The following is an 18135-nucleotide window of genomic DNA, read 5'->3' on the forward strand; positions in this document are numbered from 1 at the left end:
CGTTTGCAAAAAGGCTAGACTCGAGATGCTCTATTTGCAATTCGCTTTTTACACAAACAGCAAAAAACGCGAGATGCGCCGATGACCGTTGATCCAAGAAACACCCTAAGAAACGCTCTGCAAACGTTGTGGACAACAGGCGACGGGGCAGATGTTATCGCCGAAGATGCCGTATTTTCAGTAGCTTGGCCTGTGAACGAGTTGGTGGGGCGCGACACGATTGTTGAAAACTTCATCACGCCCATACGCAATGCGCTGGCCGATGTTCATCGGCGCGACCTAATTTTTATCGGCGGTGACAATATTCGCGAACAAGGCGGGTACTGGTGTGCGACGGTCACTCATTACGTTGGCAACTTCACCAAGCCTTTATTCGGATTGCTGCCTTCCGATTCTTTGGTGTTTTTGCGCGCAGGTGAATTCTACCGCGTTGAAAACGGTCAGATTAGGGAAGCCAAAATCATCTTTGATTTGCCCGATGTTATGCACCAAGCGGGCTGCCTTCCCCTGCCCTCACTGGGAACCGAAATTACATTTCCTGCCCCCGCCACACAGGATGGCCTTTGCCCGCAAACCGAAGACGGCGAGGCATCCCTAAATGTTGTGCAGCGGATGTTGGGCGCGCTTCATGTGTTTGATCCCGTCACCAAAACAAGCGCAAGCCAGACAGGTGAAGACGGCACATGGGCCGACGATATGATGTGGTACGGACCTGCGGGGATCGGGTCAAACTACCGCTGGGAGGGTTTTAGCAAAGATCACCGCGTGCCCTTCCTTGATGCGTTTCCTGACCGCAAAGGGGGCAACCACTACTGCCGCATCGGGGATGCAAACTATGCTGCCGTCAGCGGCTGGCCATCGATGACCATGACGTTTCAAGGCGATTATCTTGGCCAACCCGCCGATGGCCGCGCCCTTACCCTGCGCGTGATGGATTTTTACCGCGTCGCAGATAACCGCATCAAGGAAAACTGGGTAACATTAGACTACGGAGACCTGTTTGCGCAGATGGGTCGTGATCTGATCGCTGAGGCAAACGCACTGCGCAGCTAAGTGCAAAAAACAAAGCGCCGCCAAGCCAAACGGACCGCGGCGCTTTGATTTTGGAGCAGCTTTCTTTAACGGATACGCTCTTCCGATAGGCCGTCAAACACCATGACGCGATCCTCGTCGAACGACAGGCCGACCAAATCGCCTTTGGCAGACCGGTGATCACCACGCTCCTCAACAACGATTTTTTCGCCCGTTTTCGAGGACAAGTAGGCGTATGACACGCCGCCGAGTGCTTCGGTCAACTCAACCGTAAATGTATCACCATCGACAATCTGCGCGTGCTCTGGGCGCAGCCCAAGGCTAACCGCGGTGCCGTTTGCAGGTTGCTCAACAGATAGCTTCATAGTCGTGCCAAACGCAGGCACGTCGAAGCCGTCCTTGGTTGCCGTGCCATTCACAAAGTTCATTGCAGGCGAGCCGATAAAGCCGGCCACAAATTTATTGTCAGGATCGCGGTAAAGATCCATGGGCGCGCCCACTTGCTCAATCCGACCTGAACGCAGCACAACGATCTTATCCGCAAGGGTCATCGCCTCGACCTGATCGTGGGTCACGTAAATCATGGTTGCGCCTATTTCTTCGTGAAGACGTGCGATTTCCACACGCATTTCAACGCGCAATTCTGCGTCCAGATTCGAAAGCGGCTCATCGAAAAGAAATACTTCAGGCCCGCGTACAATCGCACGGCCAATCGACACCCGCTGACGTTGCCCCCCTGATAGCGCGGCTGGCTTGCGAGCAAGGTACTCATCCAGCTTCAAAATGCGCGACGCCTCAGCAACCTTTTGTTCAATCTCGGCTTTGGGATGGCCGTTCATTTTCAGGCCGAAGCCCATATTTTCTTTGACAGTCATGTGCGGGTAAAGCGCGTAGGTCTGAAATACCATCGAGACACCACGAAGAGATGGATCAAGACGCGTCACATCACGGGGCCCAATGCTGATCTGCCCTTCAGTAGTTTCCTCAAGACCTGCCACCATCCGAAGCAACGTAGATTTGCCACAGCCAGAGGGGCCAACAAAAACGCAGAATTCGCCATCTTGGATATCCAGATCAATCCCGTGAATGACCTGCGTTTCGCCGTAGCGCTTGATGACGTTGTTTAGCTTAACACCAGACATGACTTAATCCTTTACCTATTGGGCAACTGTGTCAGGGAAGCGCCAGTCTTGCACCTCAGCTGCAATCGCTGTTGTTGTTTGTTGTATGCGCGGCACGAGCTGCTCAAGCGCTGCCAGATTTGTGCGAGCAGTGGTTGATGTAACAGACAGCGCACCAAGCACGCGCCCACGTTCGCTCAAAATCGGGCACGCCACACAAATGATGGTTGGCTCGTGTTCTTCGCGGTCAAATCCGTATCCATGGGCGCGGATTTCTGCCAGTTGGGCTCGCAACGCGGCCTCATCCGTCAGGGTGTGCTCCGTGAATTTGTGAAACAATTGCAGCGGCATGATCTGGCTCAGCGTTTCTTCCGGTAGATGTGCAAGCATGGCTTTACCGACGCCTGTGCAATACGCAGGCCCCACTTTGCCAGCGGATGAATACATCTCCACCGGTTCGGCCGTGTTGCGCTTATCCACGTATAACACCTGCGCCTGATCCAGCTGCGCAAGGTGAACGGTTTCACCTGTTTCAGCGGCAAGCGCATCCAAATGCGGCCGCGCAATTGGCGCCAGTGATGACGTCCGCCACGCTGCATGGGCCAACCGAACAAGCCGCACACCAAGCGAATAGCTTTGTCGATCAGGATCGAACACCAACATCCCCTCGCGGGTCAAAGTTTGCATAAGACGGTACAGCGTACCCTTGGGATAGGGCGATGCGGCAAGCAGCTCTGCAAACCGAACGGGTCGATTGAACTCGGCCACGCGGTCGAGCACATCAAGCGCCTTGCCAACTGTTCCGCCACTCGCGTCCACGTTCATAATCACTTTCCTCCCAAGCGGGCCGACAACTTGCGACAGCCCTGTTGACAAGCCTATGCGAGTCGGCGTTATCATTTCAATATGTAAAACGTGGTTTCAAATAATGAAACCTAGTACATAGTTGGAAGCACCTAGGGAGGATACCATGCGTTCCATTTTGAAAGCGTCTGTAGCGGCGCTTGGATTTGCTGCACTTGCAACCGGCGCCGTCGCTGACGGTCACGGTAAAAAATTGTCAGGCGATCTGCGAATTATCTCTGACATGTCAAACCCTGCGCCTCGCGCAGTGATGGAAGGTCTTGCCAAAGAATTTGGCGAAAAGCACCCAGACCTGAACATTGATCTGGAAATCGTTGACCGCGAAGCGTGGAAGACACAGATCCGCAACGCCCTGACAGCCAACGCACCTGACGTTGTGAACTGGTACGCGGCAAACCGGATGGGTCCTTACGTGAACGCAGGCCTTTTCGAAGACATCTCCGACATGTACGAAAACGGTGACCTGCCCGGCCTTGATGCCGTAAAAGGCGCGATGACCCTTGATGGTAAGCAATGGGGCGTGCCCTACACATACTACCAGTGGGGTATGTACTACCGTGAAGATATGTTCAAAGAGTTGGGCCTAACTGAGCCAACAACTTTTGAAGAAGAGCTCGCCAACTGCCAAAAAATCGTCGACTCCGGTAAGAAATGTTACGCAATCGGCACCAAGTTCCTTTGGACTGCTGGCGGTTGGTTTGACTACCTGAACATGCGGACAAACGGCTTTGATTTCCACATGCAGCTTGCACGCGGCGAAGTTGAATGGACCGATGCACGTGTCCGCGAGACTTTTGCAAACTGGCGCAAAATCATCGACATGGGCGGCTACATTGACGACCATCAGTCATACAGCTGGCAAGAAGCGCTTAAGTTCATGACAGACGGTGAAGCCGCTTCATATTTGATCGGTAACTTCGCTGTAGCACCAATGCGTGATGCGGGCCTTAGCGATGATCAGATTGATTTCTATCAGTTCCCACTGATTGATGCGTCTCTGCCACAAGGCGAAGATGCACCAACTGATACGTTCCACATCCCAGCCAATGCGTCGAACAAAGACAACGCGCGTGCGTTCCTGCAGTTCGTCACATCCGCTGATGTGCAAACGAAAATCAACTCTGGCGACGCACTTGGTCAGCTTCCGGTTAACGCAGCCTCAAGCGTGGACGCGGATGAGTTCCTTGAGCAGGGTTTTGCAATGCTGTCCGGCAATGCCAAAGGCGGCGTAGCGCAGTTCTTCGACCGTGACTTCCCCGCAGAGATGGCAAGCGTTGGCATGGAAGGTCTGCAAGAGTTCATGGTCTTCCCAGACAACCTTGACGATATCCTTGAGCGCCTCGAAGACGCACGCCAGCGTATCTACAAGTAAAATAACTGTCGGAGGGCGGCCCAGCGCTGCCCTCTGACTTCTAACAACGCACCCAAGATCAGCTTTTTCGAAAACCCGCTTACAAAGACACAATCGGCTTTTCGTATAAGGTGACCGACCCAGCCCGGAGGCGACCAACATGACGGCCTTGCCCGACCCTACATCGCAACCACAACGCAGCTGGTACAAGCGTAACGAGATCGCAGTGACCCCATGGCTGTTTTTGCTGCCGGGGATGTTTTTCTTTGCGTTCTACGTCATCTACCCAATCTTTCAGTCGTTCTGGATTTCATTTCATGAGTGGGACGGACTGGGCGAAAAAGTATGGGTAGGTACGGCCAACTACGAGCGCCTTCTGGGTGGTGACCGTAAGTTTGAGACCTCTTTTTGGAACAACCTGAAATGGCTGTTCTTGTACTTGCTGGCTATTCCGGCAGGTTTGTCGATTGCGTTGCTGCTCAATCAAAAAGTACGCGGCATCCGGCTTTATAAATCGCTCTTTTTCTTTCCGTTCGTGTTGAGCCAAGTGGTTGTCGGGCTTGTGTTTTCGTGGTTCTACCTTCCCCGCGAAGGGTTGCTGAACGCAATTCTCGCCGTGGTCGGCGCAGGCCCTGTCAATATCTTGGGTGATCCGTCAACAGCCACCTATGGCATTATTGCTGCCGGTTTATGGCCGCAGACTGCCTATTGCATGATTTTGTATCTTACGGGCCTGAACGCGGTAGACCCCGAACAGATTGAAGCCGCGCGCCTTGATGGCGCAAAGGGTCACCGCATGCTGTGGCACGTGGTGTTGCCCCAGCTGAAACCCGCGACGTTCATCGCCTTTGTGGTGACCATCATCGGTGCGCTGCGTTCATTTGATTTGATCAGCGTTATGACCAACGGTGGCCCTTTCGGTTCAACCCGCGTCTTGAGTTTTTACATGTACGAGGAATCTCTGTCGGAGTTCGGCTTCCGCATGGGATACGGCGCGGCAATTGCCGTGGTCCTTTTCTTCATCATGCTCTTCTTTATCGTCTACTTTTTGTGGTCGATGTACCAAGATGAAAGAGGAGGCCGCTAATGTTTCCGACCCCAATCGAAAAGACATCGCGCACGTGGCAATTGACGTATCAAGGCCTTCTACCAATTGTTCTGCTGATCTGGCTTTTGCCGCTGATCGCAGTGGCTACGTTTTCTATCAAGCCGTCTGCCGACTTCACAAACGGCAACTACTGGGGGCTGCCAACATCCTTTGAGCTATTCACGAACTACGGAAAAGTTTTCTTCGAAAGCGATATGCCCCGCTACATGATCAACTCTGTGTTAATCACTGTTCCCACTGTGATTGGCGCGGTTGCTCTTTCAAGCATGACTGGGTTTGCGCTTGGGGTGTACCGTTTCAAAGGCAACCTCGCGATCTTCTTTTTGTTCATCGCAGGCAATTTTGTACCGTTCCAAATCTTGATGGTGCCCGTGCGCGACATTTCCGTGAACCTTGGGCTTTATGACACCAAAGTCGGTCTGGTCCTTTTTCACATCGCGTTCCAAACAGGCTTTTGCACTTTGTTTATGCGCAACTTCATCAAAGCCCTGCCATATGAGTTAATCGAAGCCGCCCGCGTTGAGGGGATCGCAGAGTGGCGTATTTTCTGGTTTGTAGTTTTGCCCTTAATGAAGCCCGCCTTGGCGGCTTTGTCTGTGTTGATTTTTACCTTCATCTGGAATGATTACTTCTGGGCAGTTGTGTTGACGCAGGGTCCGGACGCACAACCTGTCACTGCGGGGATCACCAGCTTTAACTCTCAATATCGTGCGGCATACCACCTGATGAGCGCCGGCTCTATTGTTGCTGCACTACCTCCTGTCGCGATGTTTTTCTTGATGCAAAAGCACTTCATCGCGGGGCTAACTCTCGGAGCTGTCAAATAGCATGCACCATTGGCGATTAGACGATGCACGTCAGACACTGGTTCTGGCAACCAAGGGCGCGCGGCTGCCCCAAGTGATCTATTGGGGCGCACCTCTGCCTGCGGATGAGGATCTGGAAACGCTCCAGGCGGCCTATCAGCTTGATGTGACGGGCGGCATGCTGGATGAGAACCCGGATTTGTCAATTTGCCCCGAAGCATCGCGCACATTTCCCGGCCAGCCCGGTCTGATTTGTCGTGATACAGACGGTACACCTTTGTTGCCAAAGTTCTGCTTTGAAAAAGCGGAGACTGATGGCGGGCTGACCCTAAGTTTTCGCGATGATGAGAACCGCCTCACTCTGACCGCCATTTACGCGATCAACCCTCAAACGCATATCATCGCCGCCAAGCACATTCTTGAAGCGGATCGCTCGATCCATTTGCATTGGCTGTCCGCGCCAGTATTCCCCGCCCCACAAAACGCCAGTGAGATGATCGATTTTGCAGGCCGTTGGTGTGGTGAATTCCAGCTTAATCGTACGGCATGGTCTGCCGGTATGCGCTACCGTGAGAACCGGACGGGCCGCACAGGTCACGAACATTTCCCGGGCCTAATCGTGCCCTGCGAAGGTGCCACAAACACGAACGGCGAGGCGTATGGCTTTCACTATGGCTGGTCCGGCGGACATAAAATGATCGCCGAGGAACTGCCCGATGGGCGGCGTCAAATCCAGTTCGGCCATGCCGCGCGAATGGAAACAGAAGCAGCCACCCGTTTTGAGACCGCAACACTTTATGCAACGTTTTCGGGCCACGGGTTGAACGGCTGCGCCACAGCATTTCAACGCCATACCCGTGATCAGATTGTGACCTGGCCCAAAGGCCAAATCGCGCGGCCTGTGCATTACAACTGTTGGGAAGCTGTCTACTTTGATCACAAATTGGACGTCCTCAAAGACATCGCCACCAAGGCGGCCAATCTGGGCGCAGAACGTTTCGTGCTGGATGACGGTTGGTTTGGTCGGCGCGACGACGACACGACGTCCCTGTCCGATTGGCAAGTCGATCCGCGCAAATACCCCGATGGTTTAGGCCCGCTAATCGATCATGTTCACGCCGAAGGAATGACGTTCGGCATCTGGTTTGAGCCTGAGATGATCAACCCCGACAGCGATATCCACCGCGCCAATCCGCACTGGGCGTTGGGCAGCGAAGATCAGACCCTTGGCAGGCAGCAAAAAGCCCTCAACATGGCGCTGCCCGAAGTGCGCGATTTCCTTTATGATCGCATGTCTGCGATCTTGCGTGACCACGATGTGGACTACATCAAATGGGACCATAACCGTGTACTCCCCGCCCCTGACGCCGCACAAACACGCGGCTCATATGCCCTGATTGACCGTTTGCGCCACGATTTCCCGCAGGTCGAGATTGAAAGCTGCGCCTCAGGTGGTGGCCGTATAGACATGGGTATTCTAAAGCGCACCCAGCGTGTCTGGCTGTCAGACAGCAACGATGCGCTTGAGCGGCTCAAAATTCAGCATAACGCCGCCCTTTTCCTGCCACTGTCCGTAACAGGAAGTCACGTTGGTCCGCGCAAATGTCACACGTCAGGGCGTAGCATCGATATTTCGATGCGCGCGTGGGTCGCCGCACAGCGCCACATGGGCTTTGAAATGGACCCCCGTGAACTGGACGATCGTGAAGAGCGGGTTCTGCGCGAAGTCACAAGCTGGTGGAAAGCGAACCGCGACTGGATGCAACGTGCAGATATTTTGCGCCTCGACAGCGCCGATCCGGCGGTCATCGCAGAACAGCAACTTGCCGAAGATCATAGCCGTTTTGTTGTGTTTGCCGGCAAAGCAGACACAAGCGCGCAAATTGCCCCGCGCCCGCTTCGCTTGACCCGTCTTGACCCAACGGCACGCTACCGCATCCAACTGATGAATGGCCCCACAGCACCTGCACTATCGCGCGGGGATCAGCGCATCAAAACCGAACCTATGGAATTTTCCGGAGCCTATCTAATGAACTACGGCGTCACCTTGCCATGGAATTTCCCAGAGACCATGTGGGTATTGGAAGGAACAAAACTATGACTGACAAAAAGCCCCGCCGCTCGTCCCATTGGTACGGCAAACTCGACAAAGACGGATTCATTCACCGGTCGTGGATGAAGAACCAAGGGTTTCCAGACCACGCTTTTGATGGCCGTCCCATTATTGGGATTTGCAACACATGGTCAGAGCTCACACCATGTAACTCGGGCCTTCGCGACTTGGCTGAGGGCGTAAAGCGCGGCGTTTGGGAAGCGGGTGGTTTTCCTGTCGAGTTTCCGGTGATGAGCCTGGGCGAGACACAGATGAAGCCTACTGCAATGCTGTTCCGCAACCTGCTTGCCATGGACGTAGAGGAATCCATCCGCGCCTACGGCATCGACGGTGTCGTGTTGCTGGGCGGCTGTGACAAGACAACACCGGGCCAATTGATGGGTGCGGCATCTGTCGATCTTCCGTCCATTGTCGTGTCCTCGGGGCCGATGCTGAACGGGAAATACAAAGGTTCCGACATCGGCTCTGGAACGGATGTGTGGAAATTCTCGGAAGCGGTACGCGCAGGCGATATGACTTTGCAAGACTTCATGAACGCCGAGTCTGGTATGTCGCGCAGCAAAGGCGTGTGCATGACCATGGGCACAGCCAGCACGATGGCGTCGCTTGTTGAGGCGATGGGCATGTCCCTTCCGACCAACGCAGCCCTGCCTGCTGTGGACGCGCGCCGCATGGCGCTGGCGCATATGACGGGCAAACGAATTGTGGAGATGGTTGATGAGGACCTAAAGCCGTCCGATATTTTGACCAAAGAAGCGTTTGAAAATGCGATCCTTGCCAATGCCGCAGTGGGTGGTTCCACAAACGCAGTCGTGCACCTTCTGGCAATTGCGGGGCGTGTGGGCGTTGATCTAAGCCTTGATGATTTTGAGATCGGTGGTGAAATTCCCCTGTTGGTCAACTGCATGCCGTCTGGCAAATACCTGATGGAAGACTTCTGTTACGCGGGCGGAATGCCTGCGGTTCTGTCTGAACTCGGCTCTCACATACGATCTGCCAAAACGGTGCTTGGCGGGGACATTTCAGCCTATGCGCAGGGCGCAGAAAACTACAACACAGATGTCATCAAAACCTTCGACGACCCCGTAAAGCCAGCTGCGGGCCTGCGAGTGTTGCGTGGCAATCTGGCGCCCAACGGAGCCATCGTGAAGCCTTCAGCAGCCACCGATGCATTGCTTGAACACGAAGGCGAAGCGTATGTCTTTGAAAACATCGAAGACTTAAAAGCAAATATTGACCGCGATGATTTGCCAGTCACGCCGGATACTATCTTGGTGCTAAAGGGCTGTGGTCCGAAGGGCTATCCGGGGATGCCTGAAGTCGGCAACATGCCAATTCCAAAAGTGCTTGTTCAACAAGGCGTACGCGACATGATCCGTGTTAGCGATGCGCGTATGTCAGGCACTGCTTACGGCACTGTTATTTTGCACGTTAGTCCCGAAGCAAATGCGGGCGGGACTTTGGCGCTGGTAAAAACAGGCGACCGTATCCGCGTAAGTGCAAGTGGCGGTGTGTTAGAGTTGCTGGTCAGCGAGGACGAACTGGCAGCCCGCCGTGCAGATTGGCAACCAGAGGAACCTCACTATACACGCGGGTATGCCAAACTTTATATCGATACTGTTTTACAGGCGGACAAAGGCGCTGACCTTGACTTCTTGGTCGGCAAAGACACCCGCCTCGTCACAAGGGAGAGCCACTAATGCACCCCACATTTCATGACCTAAAAGACGCCAGCGTTTATATCACAGGAGGCGGATCAGGCATCGGCGCCGCACTTACAGATGCGTTCTTGTCCCAAGGTGCAAAAGTGGCCTTTATCGGCCGCGAAGACGCCAGCGCGTTTTGCGACGCGATGGAGCAAAAGCACGGGGCGCGCCCTTTATTTTTGCAAGGTGACATCACAGATACGGACCACCTGAAGGCTACGATGGATCAGGCAGTTGCGGCACATGGGCCGCTACGCTGTTTGATTAACAACGCCGCAAATGACCAACGTCACAGCACAGCCGAAGTCACGCCTGACTTTTGGGACTGGATGATCTCGATCAACCTCAAGGCCTATTTCTTTGCGTGCCAACACGCCGCGGCTCTGATGGCCAAAAACGGTGGATCGATCATCAACTTCAGCTCTATCAGTTACATGATGGGCAATGCGGGATACCCGATCTACACGACTGCAAACTCTGGCATCAATGGCATGACCAGAAGCCTCGCCCGTGAGTTTGGCCCCGACAACATCCGCGTAAACGCCGTGGCGCCAGGTTGGGTGCTGACACAGAAACAAAAAGACCTGTGGGTGACAGAAGAAGCGCTTGCCGCGCACATCGATAGGCAGTGCCTAAAAACCCCCCTCGCCCCGGATGACATCACTGGCGCGTGCCTCTTTATGGCCTCCGATGCCTCCAAACTGATGACAGGTCAGGCAATGGTGATCGACGGCGGCGTGGTAACAACGGGATGACCGACGTGGAGTGGATCGCAATTGATTGGGGCACCTCGAACCTGCGGGTTTGGGGAATGAACGCAAACGGTCGTGCAGTGCGTGAAGCAACCAGCACCAACGGCATGAACGTGCTTGCCCGTGATCAGTTTGAAGACGCGTTGATGGCGCTAGTCAGCACATGGCTGGACGAACCTACAATTGCCATTGCATGTGGCATGGTCGGTGCGCGCCAAGGCTGGATGGAGGCACCCTATAGCACTGTGCCCTGCGAGCCGTTGGGCGAGGGTATCGTAAAAGTTCCGACCCAAGACGCGCGGCTGCAAATGCATATTCTGTCGGGCATAAACCAGACCAGTCCCGCAGATGTGATGCGCGGTGAAGAAACGCAAATCGCAGGTTTTCTCGCGCTTAACAAAGACTGGGACGGTGTCATTTGTTTGCCCGGTACGCATACGAAATGGGTCCATGTGAGTGCAGGCGAAGTGGTCAGTTTCCAGACCCTCATGACCGGCGAATTGTTTGGCCTTCTCAGCGAGCAAAGCGTTTTGGCGCACTCCGTCACCTCCGAAGGTTGGAGCGATGCAGCATTTGAAGACGGCCTAAGCACAGCGATGTCGCGGCCTGAAGCATTGGCCGCGCGCTTGTTCAACATTCGCGCCAGCCAGCTTCTTGAGGACACCGCACAAGACACAGGCCGTGCGAGGCTTTCTGGTCTGCTGATCGGGGCAGAGCTTGCCGCGACAAAACCCTATTGGTTAGGTCAAAACGTAGCCATTGTCGGAAGCGCACCACTTGCTAGCCACTACACAACGGCCCTACGCGGCCAAGGTGTTCCTGTGACCGAAACAGATCCTGTCGCGATGACCCTTGCAGGCCTGACAGCAGGCTACAAGAAATTGAAAGGCATCACATGAGCCGTCCTATCATTGCTATTTTGCGGGGCATTCCCACAGAGCAAGCAGCCGAAGCCGCGTCAGTTATTATCGAAGCAGGCATCACCACTATTGAGGTACCAATGAACAGCCCCGACCCCATCGGGGCGATCAAGGCAATGGTGGATGCCCACGGCCAACAGGCGCTTATCGGGGCCGGCACTGTTCTAAGCAAAGCACAAGTGGACGCGGTCGCTGACGTAGGTGGAAAGCTCATCGTTTCGCCCAACACAAATCCAGACGTCATCGCACATACGGTCGCACTTGGGCTTCAATCCTGGCCCGGGGCCTTTACGCCGACCGAATGTTTTGCGGCCCTTGAAGCAGGGGCCACAGGATTAAAACTTTTCCCCGGTAACATGGCGGGGATCGGCGGCCTAAAAGCAATCCGCGCAATTTTGCCCCAAGGCACACAGGTTTACGCCGTAGGCGGCGCAGGACCCGATAATTTCGCAGAATGGATCGCAGCAAGCGCTGACGGGTTTGGCATCGGTTCTAGCATCTACAAGCCGGGAATGAGCACAGACACCATCGCCAAAAATGCAGCGACGATTGTTACCGCCTATGATGAGGCCATAAATGATCTTTGATGAACGGGCCTGCGCGCTTGGTGAAGGACCTCTGTGGCATCCGTTGCGACAGGAGCTGTTCTGGTTCGATATTTTGGGAAGAACCCTGCACTCGAGCACCAAGACATGGCAGTTTAGTGAACACGTCTCGGCCGCTGGTTGGATGTCTGAAACACAGCTTCTGATTGCGTCCGAAACGGCTTTGTTCACGTTTGATCTGGAAACGGGCGTGCGTGAAATTGTCACCGAGCTGGAAACCGATTTGCCTGATAACCGTTCAAACGATGGGCGCGCTGATCCTTGGGGGGGCTTTTGGATTGGCACGATGGGTAAGAAGGCGCAGCCCAAAGCCGGTAGTATTTACCGCCTGTTCGAAGGCAAGCTGCACCGCCTGTTTACGGACATCACGATCAGCAACGCCATCTGCTTTGCACCTGATAAATCCTGCGCCTATTTCACGGACACGGCGACAAAACAGATCATGCGTGTCCCCCTTGATGATGCAGGGTGGCCCAATGGCGCGCCTGCCGTACACCTTGATCTGACGGCCCAAGGCCTCAACCCGGATGGTGCAGTGACAGACGCCAACGGCAATTTGTGGATAGCACAATGGGGTGCGTCACGGGTCGCTGTCTATGATCCCACGGGAGATTTCATTGAGGCGCATGAGTTCAGTGCTAGCCAAATCAGCTGCCCTGCGTTGTCTGATCAAGGGCTTTTTGCGACCAGCGCTGCCATCGATGTGACAGAGACCGACGGTGGCAAGACTTTCTTCAAGCCGCTCAACGTATCGCCCCAGTTGGAGCATCAAGTAAAAGTATGACCCCTACACAGCCCCGCACCCTTGGCACCTGTTATTATCCCGAACACTGGGACCGCAACATCTGGGAGGATGATGCACAACGGATGGTCGAAGCAGGCCTGAGCTGGGTCCGGATCGGCGAATTCGCTTGGTCACGGATTGAGCCGCGCGAAGGTGAATTTCACTGGGACTGGTTGGATGACGCAATTGAGATTTTGGGCCGTGCTGGCCTGAAAGTTGTGTTGGGCACCCCCACAGCGACGCCCCCCAAATGGGTATTGAACAAATATCCCGACATGCTGGTAGTTGACGCACAAGGACAGCCACGCAAATTTGGCTCGCGCAGGCACTACTGCTTTTCGCATTTGCCATACCGCGCAGAGGCGGGCCGGATCACCCACGATTTGGCAGAGCGCTATGGGTCAAACAACTTCATCCACGCATGGCAAACCGACAACGAATACGGCTGCCATGATACTGTCATGTCCTACTCGGATGCGGCGCGGAGTGGCTTTCAAAACTGGCTCGCAGCGCGCTACGGCGACATCACAGCCCTGAATAAAGCATGGGGTAACGTCTTTTGGTCGATGGAATATGATGATTTCTCTGAGATCGATCTGCCTAACCTAACGGTGACCGAACCAAGCCACATCCACCAGCTTGATTTCATGCGGTATAGCTCGGACATGGTTGTGGCCTTTAACAAGGTTCAGACCGATATTTTACGCGCTCATACAGATGCGCCACTGATCCACAATTACATGGGGCGTATTGTGGAGTTTGATCATTTCGGTGTGGGGGCAGACCTCGATATTGCATCATGGGACAGCTACCCGATTGGCTTTTTGTCAGACCGTCTTGAAGCAAGCGACGCACACAAACAGCACTTTTTGCGCCAAGGTGATCCGGACTTTCAGGCCTTTCACCACGATCTATACCGCGCAGTGGGGCGCGGGCGTATGTGGATCATGGAACAACAACCTGGTCCGGTAAATTGGGCCCCCTACAACCCTGCCCCTCTTGATGGAATGGCCCGTTTATGGGCTTGGGAAGCCTTTGCGCATGGTGCTGAAACCGTGTGCTATTTCCGCTGGCGACAGGCACCTTTTGCCCAAGAGCAAATGCATGCAGGCTTGCTGCATCCTGACAGTACCGATGCGCCCGCCCTCAGTGAGGCACGCCAAGTTGCGAACGAAATTAAGGCGATGCCTGATGCCAAGAATGCGAAAGGCGATGTGGCGATCATATTTGATTATGCCTCGGCGTGGGCGTGGTTTGCACAACCACAGGGCGCTGATTTTGATTATTTCAGACTTGTCTTCGACACGTATCGCGCCTTGCGGCGCGCGGGCCAAAACGTAGATATCCTACCGCCGGATACACCCTCTCTTGACGGCTACAGCGCCGTTTTCGCGCCTGGTCTGATGACCATTCCCGACGGGCTGCGCAAGATACTGCGAAGCACCGAAACGCCCATCGTTTTGGGGCCGCGTACCGATACCAAAGACATCAATCTAGCCATCCCAACACCGATGGGCCCAAATGTTGAGGGGCTTGATGCCACTGTGCGGATCACCGAAAGCATTCCGCCCACTACGAAGTTTGACCTGAAAGGCGGCGGTACCGCGCGCCACTGGTTTGAGCACATCACAGGTGACGCGGAAACGCACATCGAAACGATCGACAACCAGCCCGTGCTGGTCGGAAGCAGTGGCCTGTTCTATCTGGGCGCATGGCTTGATGAGGCAGGGTTTGACCGCGTGATCCAGATGTTTGTGACGCCCCACAAAATGCCAACTGGTGTGCGTGTTCGCGACACAGATACCCATCGGTTTTGGTTCAACTACAATCCACACAGCGTCACAATTGATGGGAATGAGATATCAGCAGCAGGTGTAACATGGCAGAAATTGTAAGCTTTGGCACAATGCCCGACGGCACCGAAGTCCATAAAATCACTCTCGCCAATGACGCGTTATCTGCAAGTTTTCTGACTTTTGGGGCGACACTACAATCAGTCTACCTGAACGACGATGCACAGAACCTGACCCTTGGGTTTGATGATCTTGGCTCGTATCTGGCCCCCGGCAACATGGTGGGCTGCGTCATCGGACCGGTGGCAAACCGCATCGGCGGCGCACGTGCAATGTTCGACGGAAAAGAGCTGAAGTTCGATCCATCAAGCGGCGGGAATACTCTGCACAGCGGCCCTGATGGCTGGCACAATCGTGTGTGGGATATTGTGGACAGCACAGAGCGGTGCGTCACGTTTATGCTGAAAGACCCTGACGGTTTGGGCGGTTTTTCCGGCAACAAAACCGTGACCGCGACCTACGCCATTGCAGGCAATCGTATTGAACTTGCCATTGTGGTCACAAGCGACGCACGAACACCTATTGCCGTAACCCACCACGGGTATTGGAACCTAACTGGCGCGCCAACAATTGATGATCACTCACTTGAAGTGCGCGCAGATCAATACCTGACCTCAGAAAACAGTCTGCCCAATGGCATTGCAGAAGTTGCGGGTACTGGGTTTGATTTTCGCACGCCACGACTGATCGGAGATACGTCTGTCGATAACAACTTTTGCTTATCACAACAGACGTCTCCCTTGCGGGAAGTCGCGGTGCTGCGTGGCGGCGACAAAGCCTTGCACTTATGGAGTACGGACGTGGGCCTGCAGGTCTATGATGGTATCTCATTGAATGTAGATGGGCCGATGCCGCGCGCTGCCCTGGCGCTTGAGCCGCAAAGGTGGCCAGACGCGCTGAACAATTCAGACTATCCATCCGTTACTTTAGAAGCCGACGGTGTGGCTACTCAAGTTATGCGCTGGCAGTTTGAGAAAATCAGTTCTGGGAATTGATCAAAGGGTCACCAATCATCTGCACCGCCGCTGCAAGATCGATTTTTTCGCCAAATTTTTCTTCGCGCAGGAACCGCAGCGTATAGGCCATCACGATCGGGTTATTCATCATAAACGTATGGCTAACCGGCAATGTGATGTGAGAGCGCATGCCCGCCAATTTCGTGCTTTCTACGGACACTTTACCATCATGGGGCCCGTCGATCAAAACAGCACCAAGTGCGCCAAGCGGTACATTGCCCGCAATGATGCCAACAGGATAATCAACGCCGCCTAATTGGCTGGGAACGCTGCCATCATTGGTACCAAGTTGACGACCAGCGGGACCGTTGAGCCATTCAAAAGGCACCAGATCGCCGAAGGTATCCACCAACTCTGACCCCTGATTTGGGGGCGCAAGCATGACAACACGCCCAAGATTGGCTGGACGTATTTTTTCAAGATAGGCGCGCACCAGAATTCCACCCATTGAGTGGGTGACAAAATGCACCTTGCGACCCCCACACTCGGCAACTGCAGGACCAAGCGTTTGGGCGACCAGTTGCTCAATCGGCAATTGGCGCGAGGGGTAGCCGGGGTTGACCGTATGATAGCCCTGCGTCCGCAAAACACCCTCAAGCACCGCAAGCGACGTGTCGCTGCGCGCCAACCCATGTAACAGAACTACGCATTCCGCCGTTGCCGGTTGCGCGGTCAAACCCAATGCCACAAGCGCCTTAGCGACCCACGAACGCATAACTTTCAAATCCTGCCCGTTTCAAATCTTTTTCCGAATAAACATTGCGCAAATCTGCGAAGCGCGGCGTGTTCATCCGCCGTGCAATCCGGTTTAAATCAAGCGCACGAAATTCGTTCCACTCGGTCAACAAAACACACAAATCAGCTTTCTGCACGGCCTTATATGCGTCCTCGACCCACACAACTCCCGGCAAAAGCGTTTCACCCTCATGTCTGCCTTGCGGATCAGTAACGACCACTTTCGCCCCTGCGCCCACCAAGGCAGGCACAATGGTAAGGCTTGGCGCATCGCGCATGTCATCTGTATTGGGTTTGAACGTGACCCCCAGAACGGCGATGGTTTTGCCGTTAAAGCTGCTATCACACAGGGTGAGAAGCTTCTCAATCATGCCGCGCTTGATCTCTTCATTCACCTTGATGACCGTTTCCGTGATCTGCATTGGCACAGCATGTTCTTGGCCAATACGCGCCAACGCTTTGGTATCTTTGGGAAAACACGAACCGCCATAGCCCGGCCCTGCGTGGAGGAATTTATTGCCGATCCGCCCGTCAAGGCCCATACCCTTCGAGACCTCTTTCACATCCGCACCAACTTTTTCACACAGTGCAGCGATCTCATTGATGAATGTGATCTTGGTGGCGAGAAATGCATTGGCGGCGTATTTGATCATCTCTGCGCTTTCCAAATCCGTGGTCACAATTGGAAAATCCCTCAGAAAAAGGGGGCGGTAGATTTCAGCCATCACATCTGCGGCACGTTCGTTTTGCACCCCAACCACAACCCGATCTGGGCGCATAAAATCATCAATTGCCGCCCCCTCACGCAAGAACTCTGGGTTTGATGCCACATCGAACAACGCGGCTGTGTTTGCTTTGCGGATAATCTGTTTAACCTGACGGTTTGTACCAACAGGGACTGTCGATTTGGTCACCACCACTGTGTAGTCTTCGATCAGATGCGCAACCTCTTCTGCGGCGGCATATACATATGTCAGATCCGCGTGTCCGTCGCCCCGACGGGTCGGTGTACCAACGGCAATAAACACCGCATCGGCACCCTTCATGGCACTGGCCAGATCAAGGGTGAAAGACAGCCGACCAGCCGCAACATTTTTCGTCATCAGCGCTTCAAGGCCAGGCTCAAATATTGGGACATGGCCCGCATTAAGCTGCTCAATCTTGGCGGGGTCCTTATCCACACAGACTACGTCATGCCCAAAATCCGAGAAACAAATCCCCGAAACAAGCCCGACATAGCCGGTTCCAATCATCGCTATGCGCAATTAACCACTCCTGACACTCATTGGTCTAACTCGTCAAAACAGTGCGCGGGGAAGCGGTGCAAAATTGGCCGCGTTCCGCTCTAACTTTTGACTTATTTGCGCAC

16 protein-coding genes are annotated in these 18135 nt (G+C 54.3%); 12 read left to right on the top strand and 4 right to left on the bottom strand.

What is annotated here, in order from left to right; all coding sequences use genetic code 11:
• The first annotated feature begins 81 nt into the window (after nt 1–81).
• Nucleotides 82–1053: an ester cyclase gene (locus OLX08_RS05925; protein WP_391483132.1), complete on the top strand. Its 972-nt coding sequence runs from the start codon at nt 82–84 to the stop codon at nt 1051–1053.
• A 65-nt stretch (nt 1054–1118) separates the two neighbouring features.
• Here the strand turns inward: OLX08_RS05925 and OLX08_RS05930 are convergent, their stop codons facing one another.
• On the bottom strand, nt 1119–2174 hold the full coding sequence (locus OLX08_RS05930; RefSeq protein ID WP_391483133.1) for an ABC transporter ATP-binding protein: 1056 nt from the start codon (nt 2172–2174) through the stop codon (nt 1119–1121).
• Between the two features lie 15 nt (nt 2175–2189).
• Nucleotides 2190–2978: an IclR family transcriptional regulator gene (locus OLX08_RS05935; protein ID WP_048598915.1), complete on the bottom strand. Its 789-nt coding sequence runs from the start codon at nt 2976–2978 to the stop codon at nt 2190–2192.
• Nucleotides 2979–3123: 145 nt separating this feature from the next.
• Here OLX08_RS05935 and OLX08_RS05940 point away from each other — a divergent pair, with 145 nt between their 5' ends.
• From OLX08_RS05940 to OLX08_RS05990, 11 genes are all read left to right on the top strand, one after another.
• On the top strand, nt 3124–4389 hold the full coding sequence (locus OLX08_RS05940) for an ABC transporter substrate-binding protein (protein ID WP_177193427.1): 1266 nt from the start codon (nt 3124–3126) through the stop codon (nt 4387–4389).
• 139 nt (nt 4390–4528) lie between these two features.
• Entirely contained in the window at nt 4529–5455 is a 927-nt protein-coding gene (locus tag OLX08_RS05945; protein ID WP_048598914.1) for a carbohydrate ABC transporter permease, read from the top strand.
• The gene (locus OLX08_RS05950) at nt 5455–6303 is read left to right on the top strand and encodes a carbohydrate ABC transporter permease (protein ID WP_048598913.1); all 849 of its coding nucleotides are present in this window, start codon (nt 5455–5457) and stop codon (nt 6301–6303) included. Before OLX08_RS05945 ends, OLX08_RS05950 begins: the two co-directional genes overlap by 1 nt.
• A 1-nt stretch (nt 6304) precedes the next feature.
• Nucleotides 6305–8383, top strand: coding sequence for an alpha-galactosidase (locus tag OLX08_RS05955; RefSeq protein ID WP_391483134.1), 2079 nt, complete (start codon nt 6305–6307; stop codon nt 8381–8383).
• Nucleotides 8380–10095 (top strand): IlvD/Edd family dehydratase, encoded by a 1716-nt coding sequence (locus OLX08_RS05960; RefSeq protein ID WP_048598911.1) that lies wholly within the window; start codon nt 8380–8382, stop codon nt 10093–10095. The genes OLX08_RS05955 and OLX08_RS05960 overlap by 4 nt, the downstream gene beginning before the upstream one ends.
• Nucleotides 10095–10856 carry an SDR family NAD(P)-dependent oxidoreductase gene (locus OLX08_RS05965; RefSeq protein WP_391483135.1) on the top strand — a complete coding sequence of 254 codons (762 nt, stop codon included), beginning with the start codon at nt 10095–10097 and terminating at the stop codon, nt 10854–10856. The genes OLX08_RS05960 and OLX08_RS05965 overlap by 1 nt, the downstream gene beginning before the upstream one ends.
• Nucleotides 10853–11752, top strand: coding sequence for a 2-dehydro-3-deoxygalactonokinase (locus OLX08_RS05970; RefSeq protein ID WP_391483136.1), 900 nt, complete (start codon nt 10853–10855; stop codon nt 11750–11752). The genes OLX08_RS05965 and OLX08_RS05970 overlap by 4 nt, the downstream gene beginning before the upstream one ends.
• Nucleotides 11749–12360 carry a 2-dehydro-3-deoxy-6-phosphogalactonate aldolase gene (locus tag OLX08_RS05975; RefSeq protein WP_391483137.1) on the top strand — a complete coding sequence of 204 codons (612 nt, stop codon included), beginning with the start codon at nt 11749–11751 and terminating at the stop codon, nt 12358–12360. Before OLX08_RS05970 ends, OLX08_RS05975 begins: the two co-directional genes overlap by 4 nt.
• Nucleotides 12350–13162 (top strand): SMP-30/gluconolactonase/LRE family protein, encoded by an 813-nt coding sequence (locus tag OLX08_RS05980; RefSeq protein ID WP_391483138.1) that lies wholly within the window; start codon nt 12350–12352, stop codon nt 13160–13162. Before OLX08_RS05975 ends, OLX08_RS05980 begins: the two co-directional genes overlap by 11 nt.
• Nucleotides 13159–15057: a beta-galactosidase gene (locus tag OLX08_RS05985; protein ID WP_391483139.1), complete on the top strand. Its 1899-nt coding sequence runs from the start codon at nt 13159–13161 to the stop codon at nt 15055–15057. The genes OLX08_RS05980 and OLX08_RS05985 overlap by 4 nt, the downstream gene beginning before the upstream one ends.
• Nucleotides 15042–16010: an aldose epimerase family protein gene (locus OLX08_RS05990; protein WP_391483140.1), complete on the top strand. Its 969-nt coding sequence runs from the start codon at nt 15042–15044 to the stop codon at nt 16008–16010. Before OLX08_RS05985 ends, OLX08_RS05990 begins: the two co-directional genes overlap by 16 nt.
• Here OLX08_RS05990 and OLX08_RS05995 read toward each other — a convergent pair.
• Together OLX08_RS05995 and OLX08_RS06000 are read right to left on the bottom strand one after the other, a co-directional pair.
• Nucleotides 15994–16746: an esterase/lipase family protein gene (locus OLX08_RS05995; RefSeq protein ID WP_391483141.1), complete on the bottom strand. Its 753-nt coding sequence runs from the start codon at nt 16744–16746 to the stop codon at nt 15994–15996. The two genes, OLX08_RS05990 and OLX08_RS05995, sit on opposite strands and share 17 nt — an antisense overlap.
• The gene (locus OLX08_RS06000) at nt 16727–18031 is read right to left on the bottom strand and encodes a UDP-glucose dehydrogenase family protein (RefSeq protein ID WP_391483142.1); all 1305 of its coding nucleotides are present in this window, start codon (nt 18029–18031) and stop codon (nt 16727–16729) included. The genes OLX08_RS05995 and OLX08_RS06000 overlap by 20 nt, the downstream gene beginning before the upstream one ends.
• Nucleotides 18032–18135: the final 104 nt, after the last annotated feature.

It is taken from the genome of Nereida ignava, from assembly GCF_047114695.1.
GTDB lineage: Bacteria > Pseudomonadota > Alphaproteobacteria > Rhodobacterales > Rhodobacteraceae > Nereida > Nereida ignava.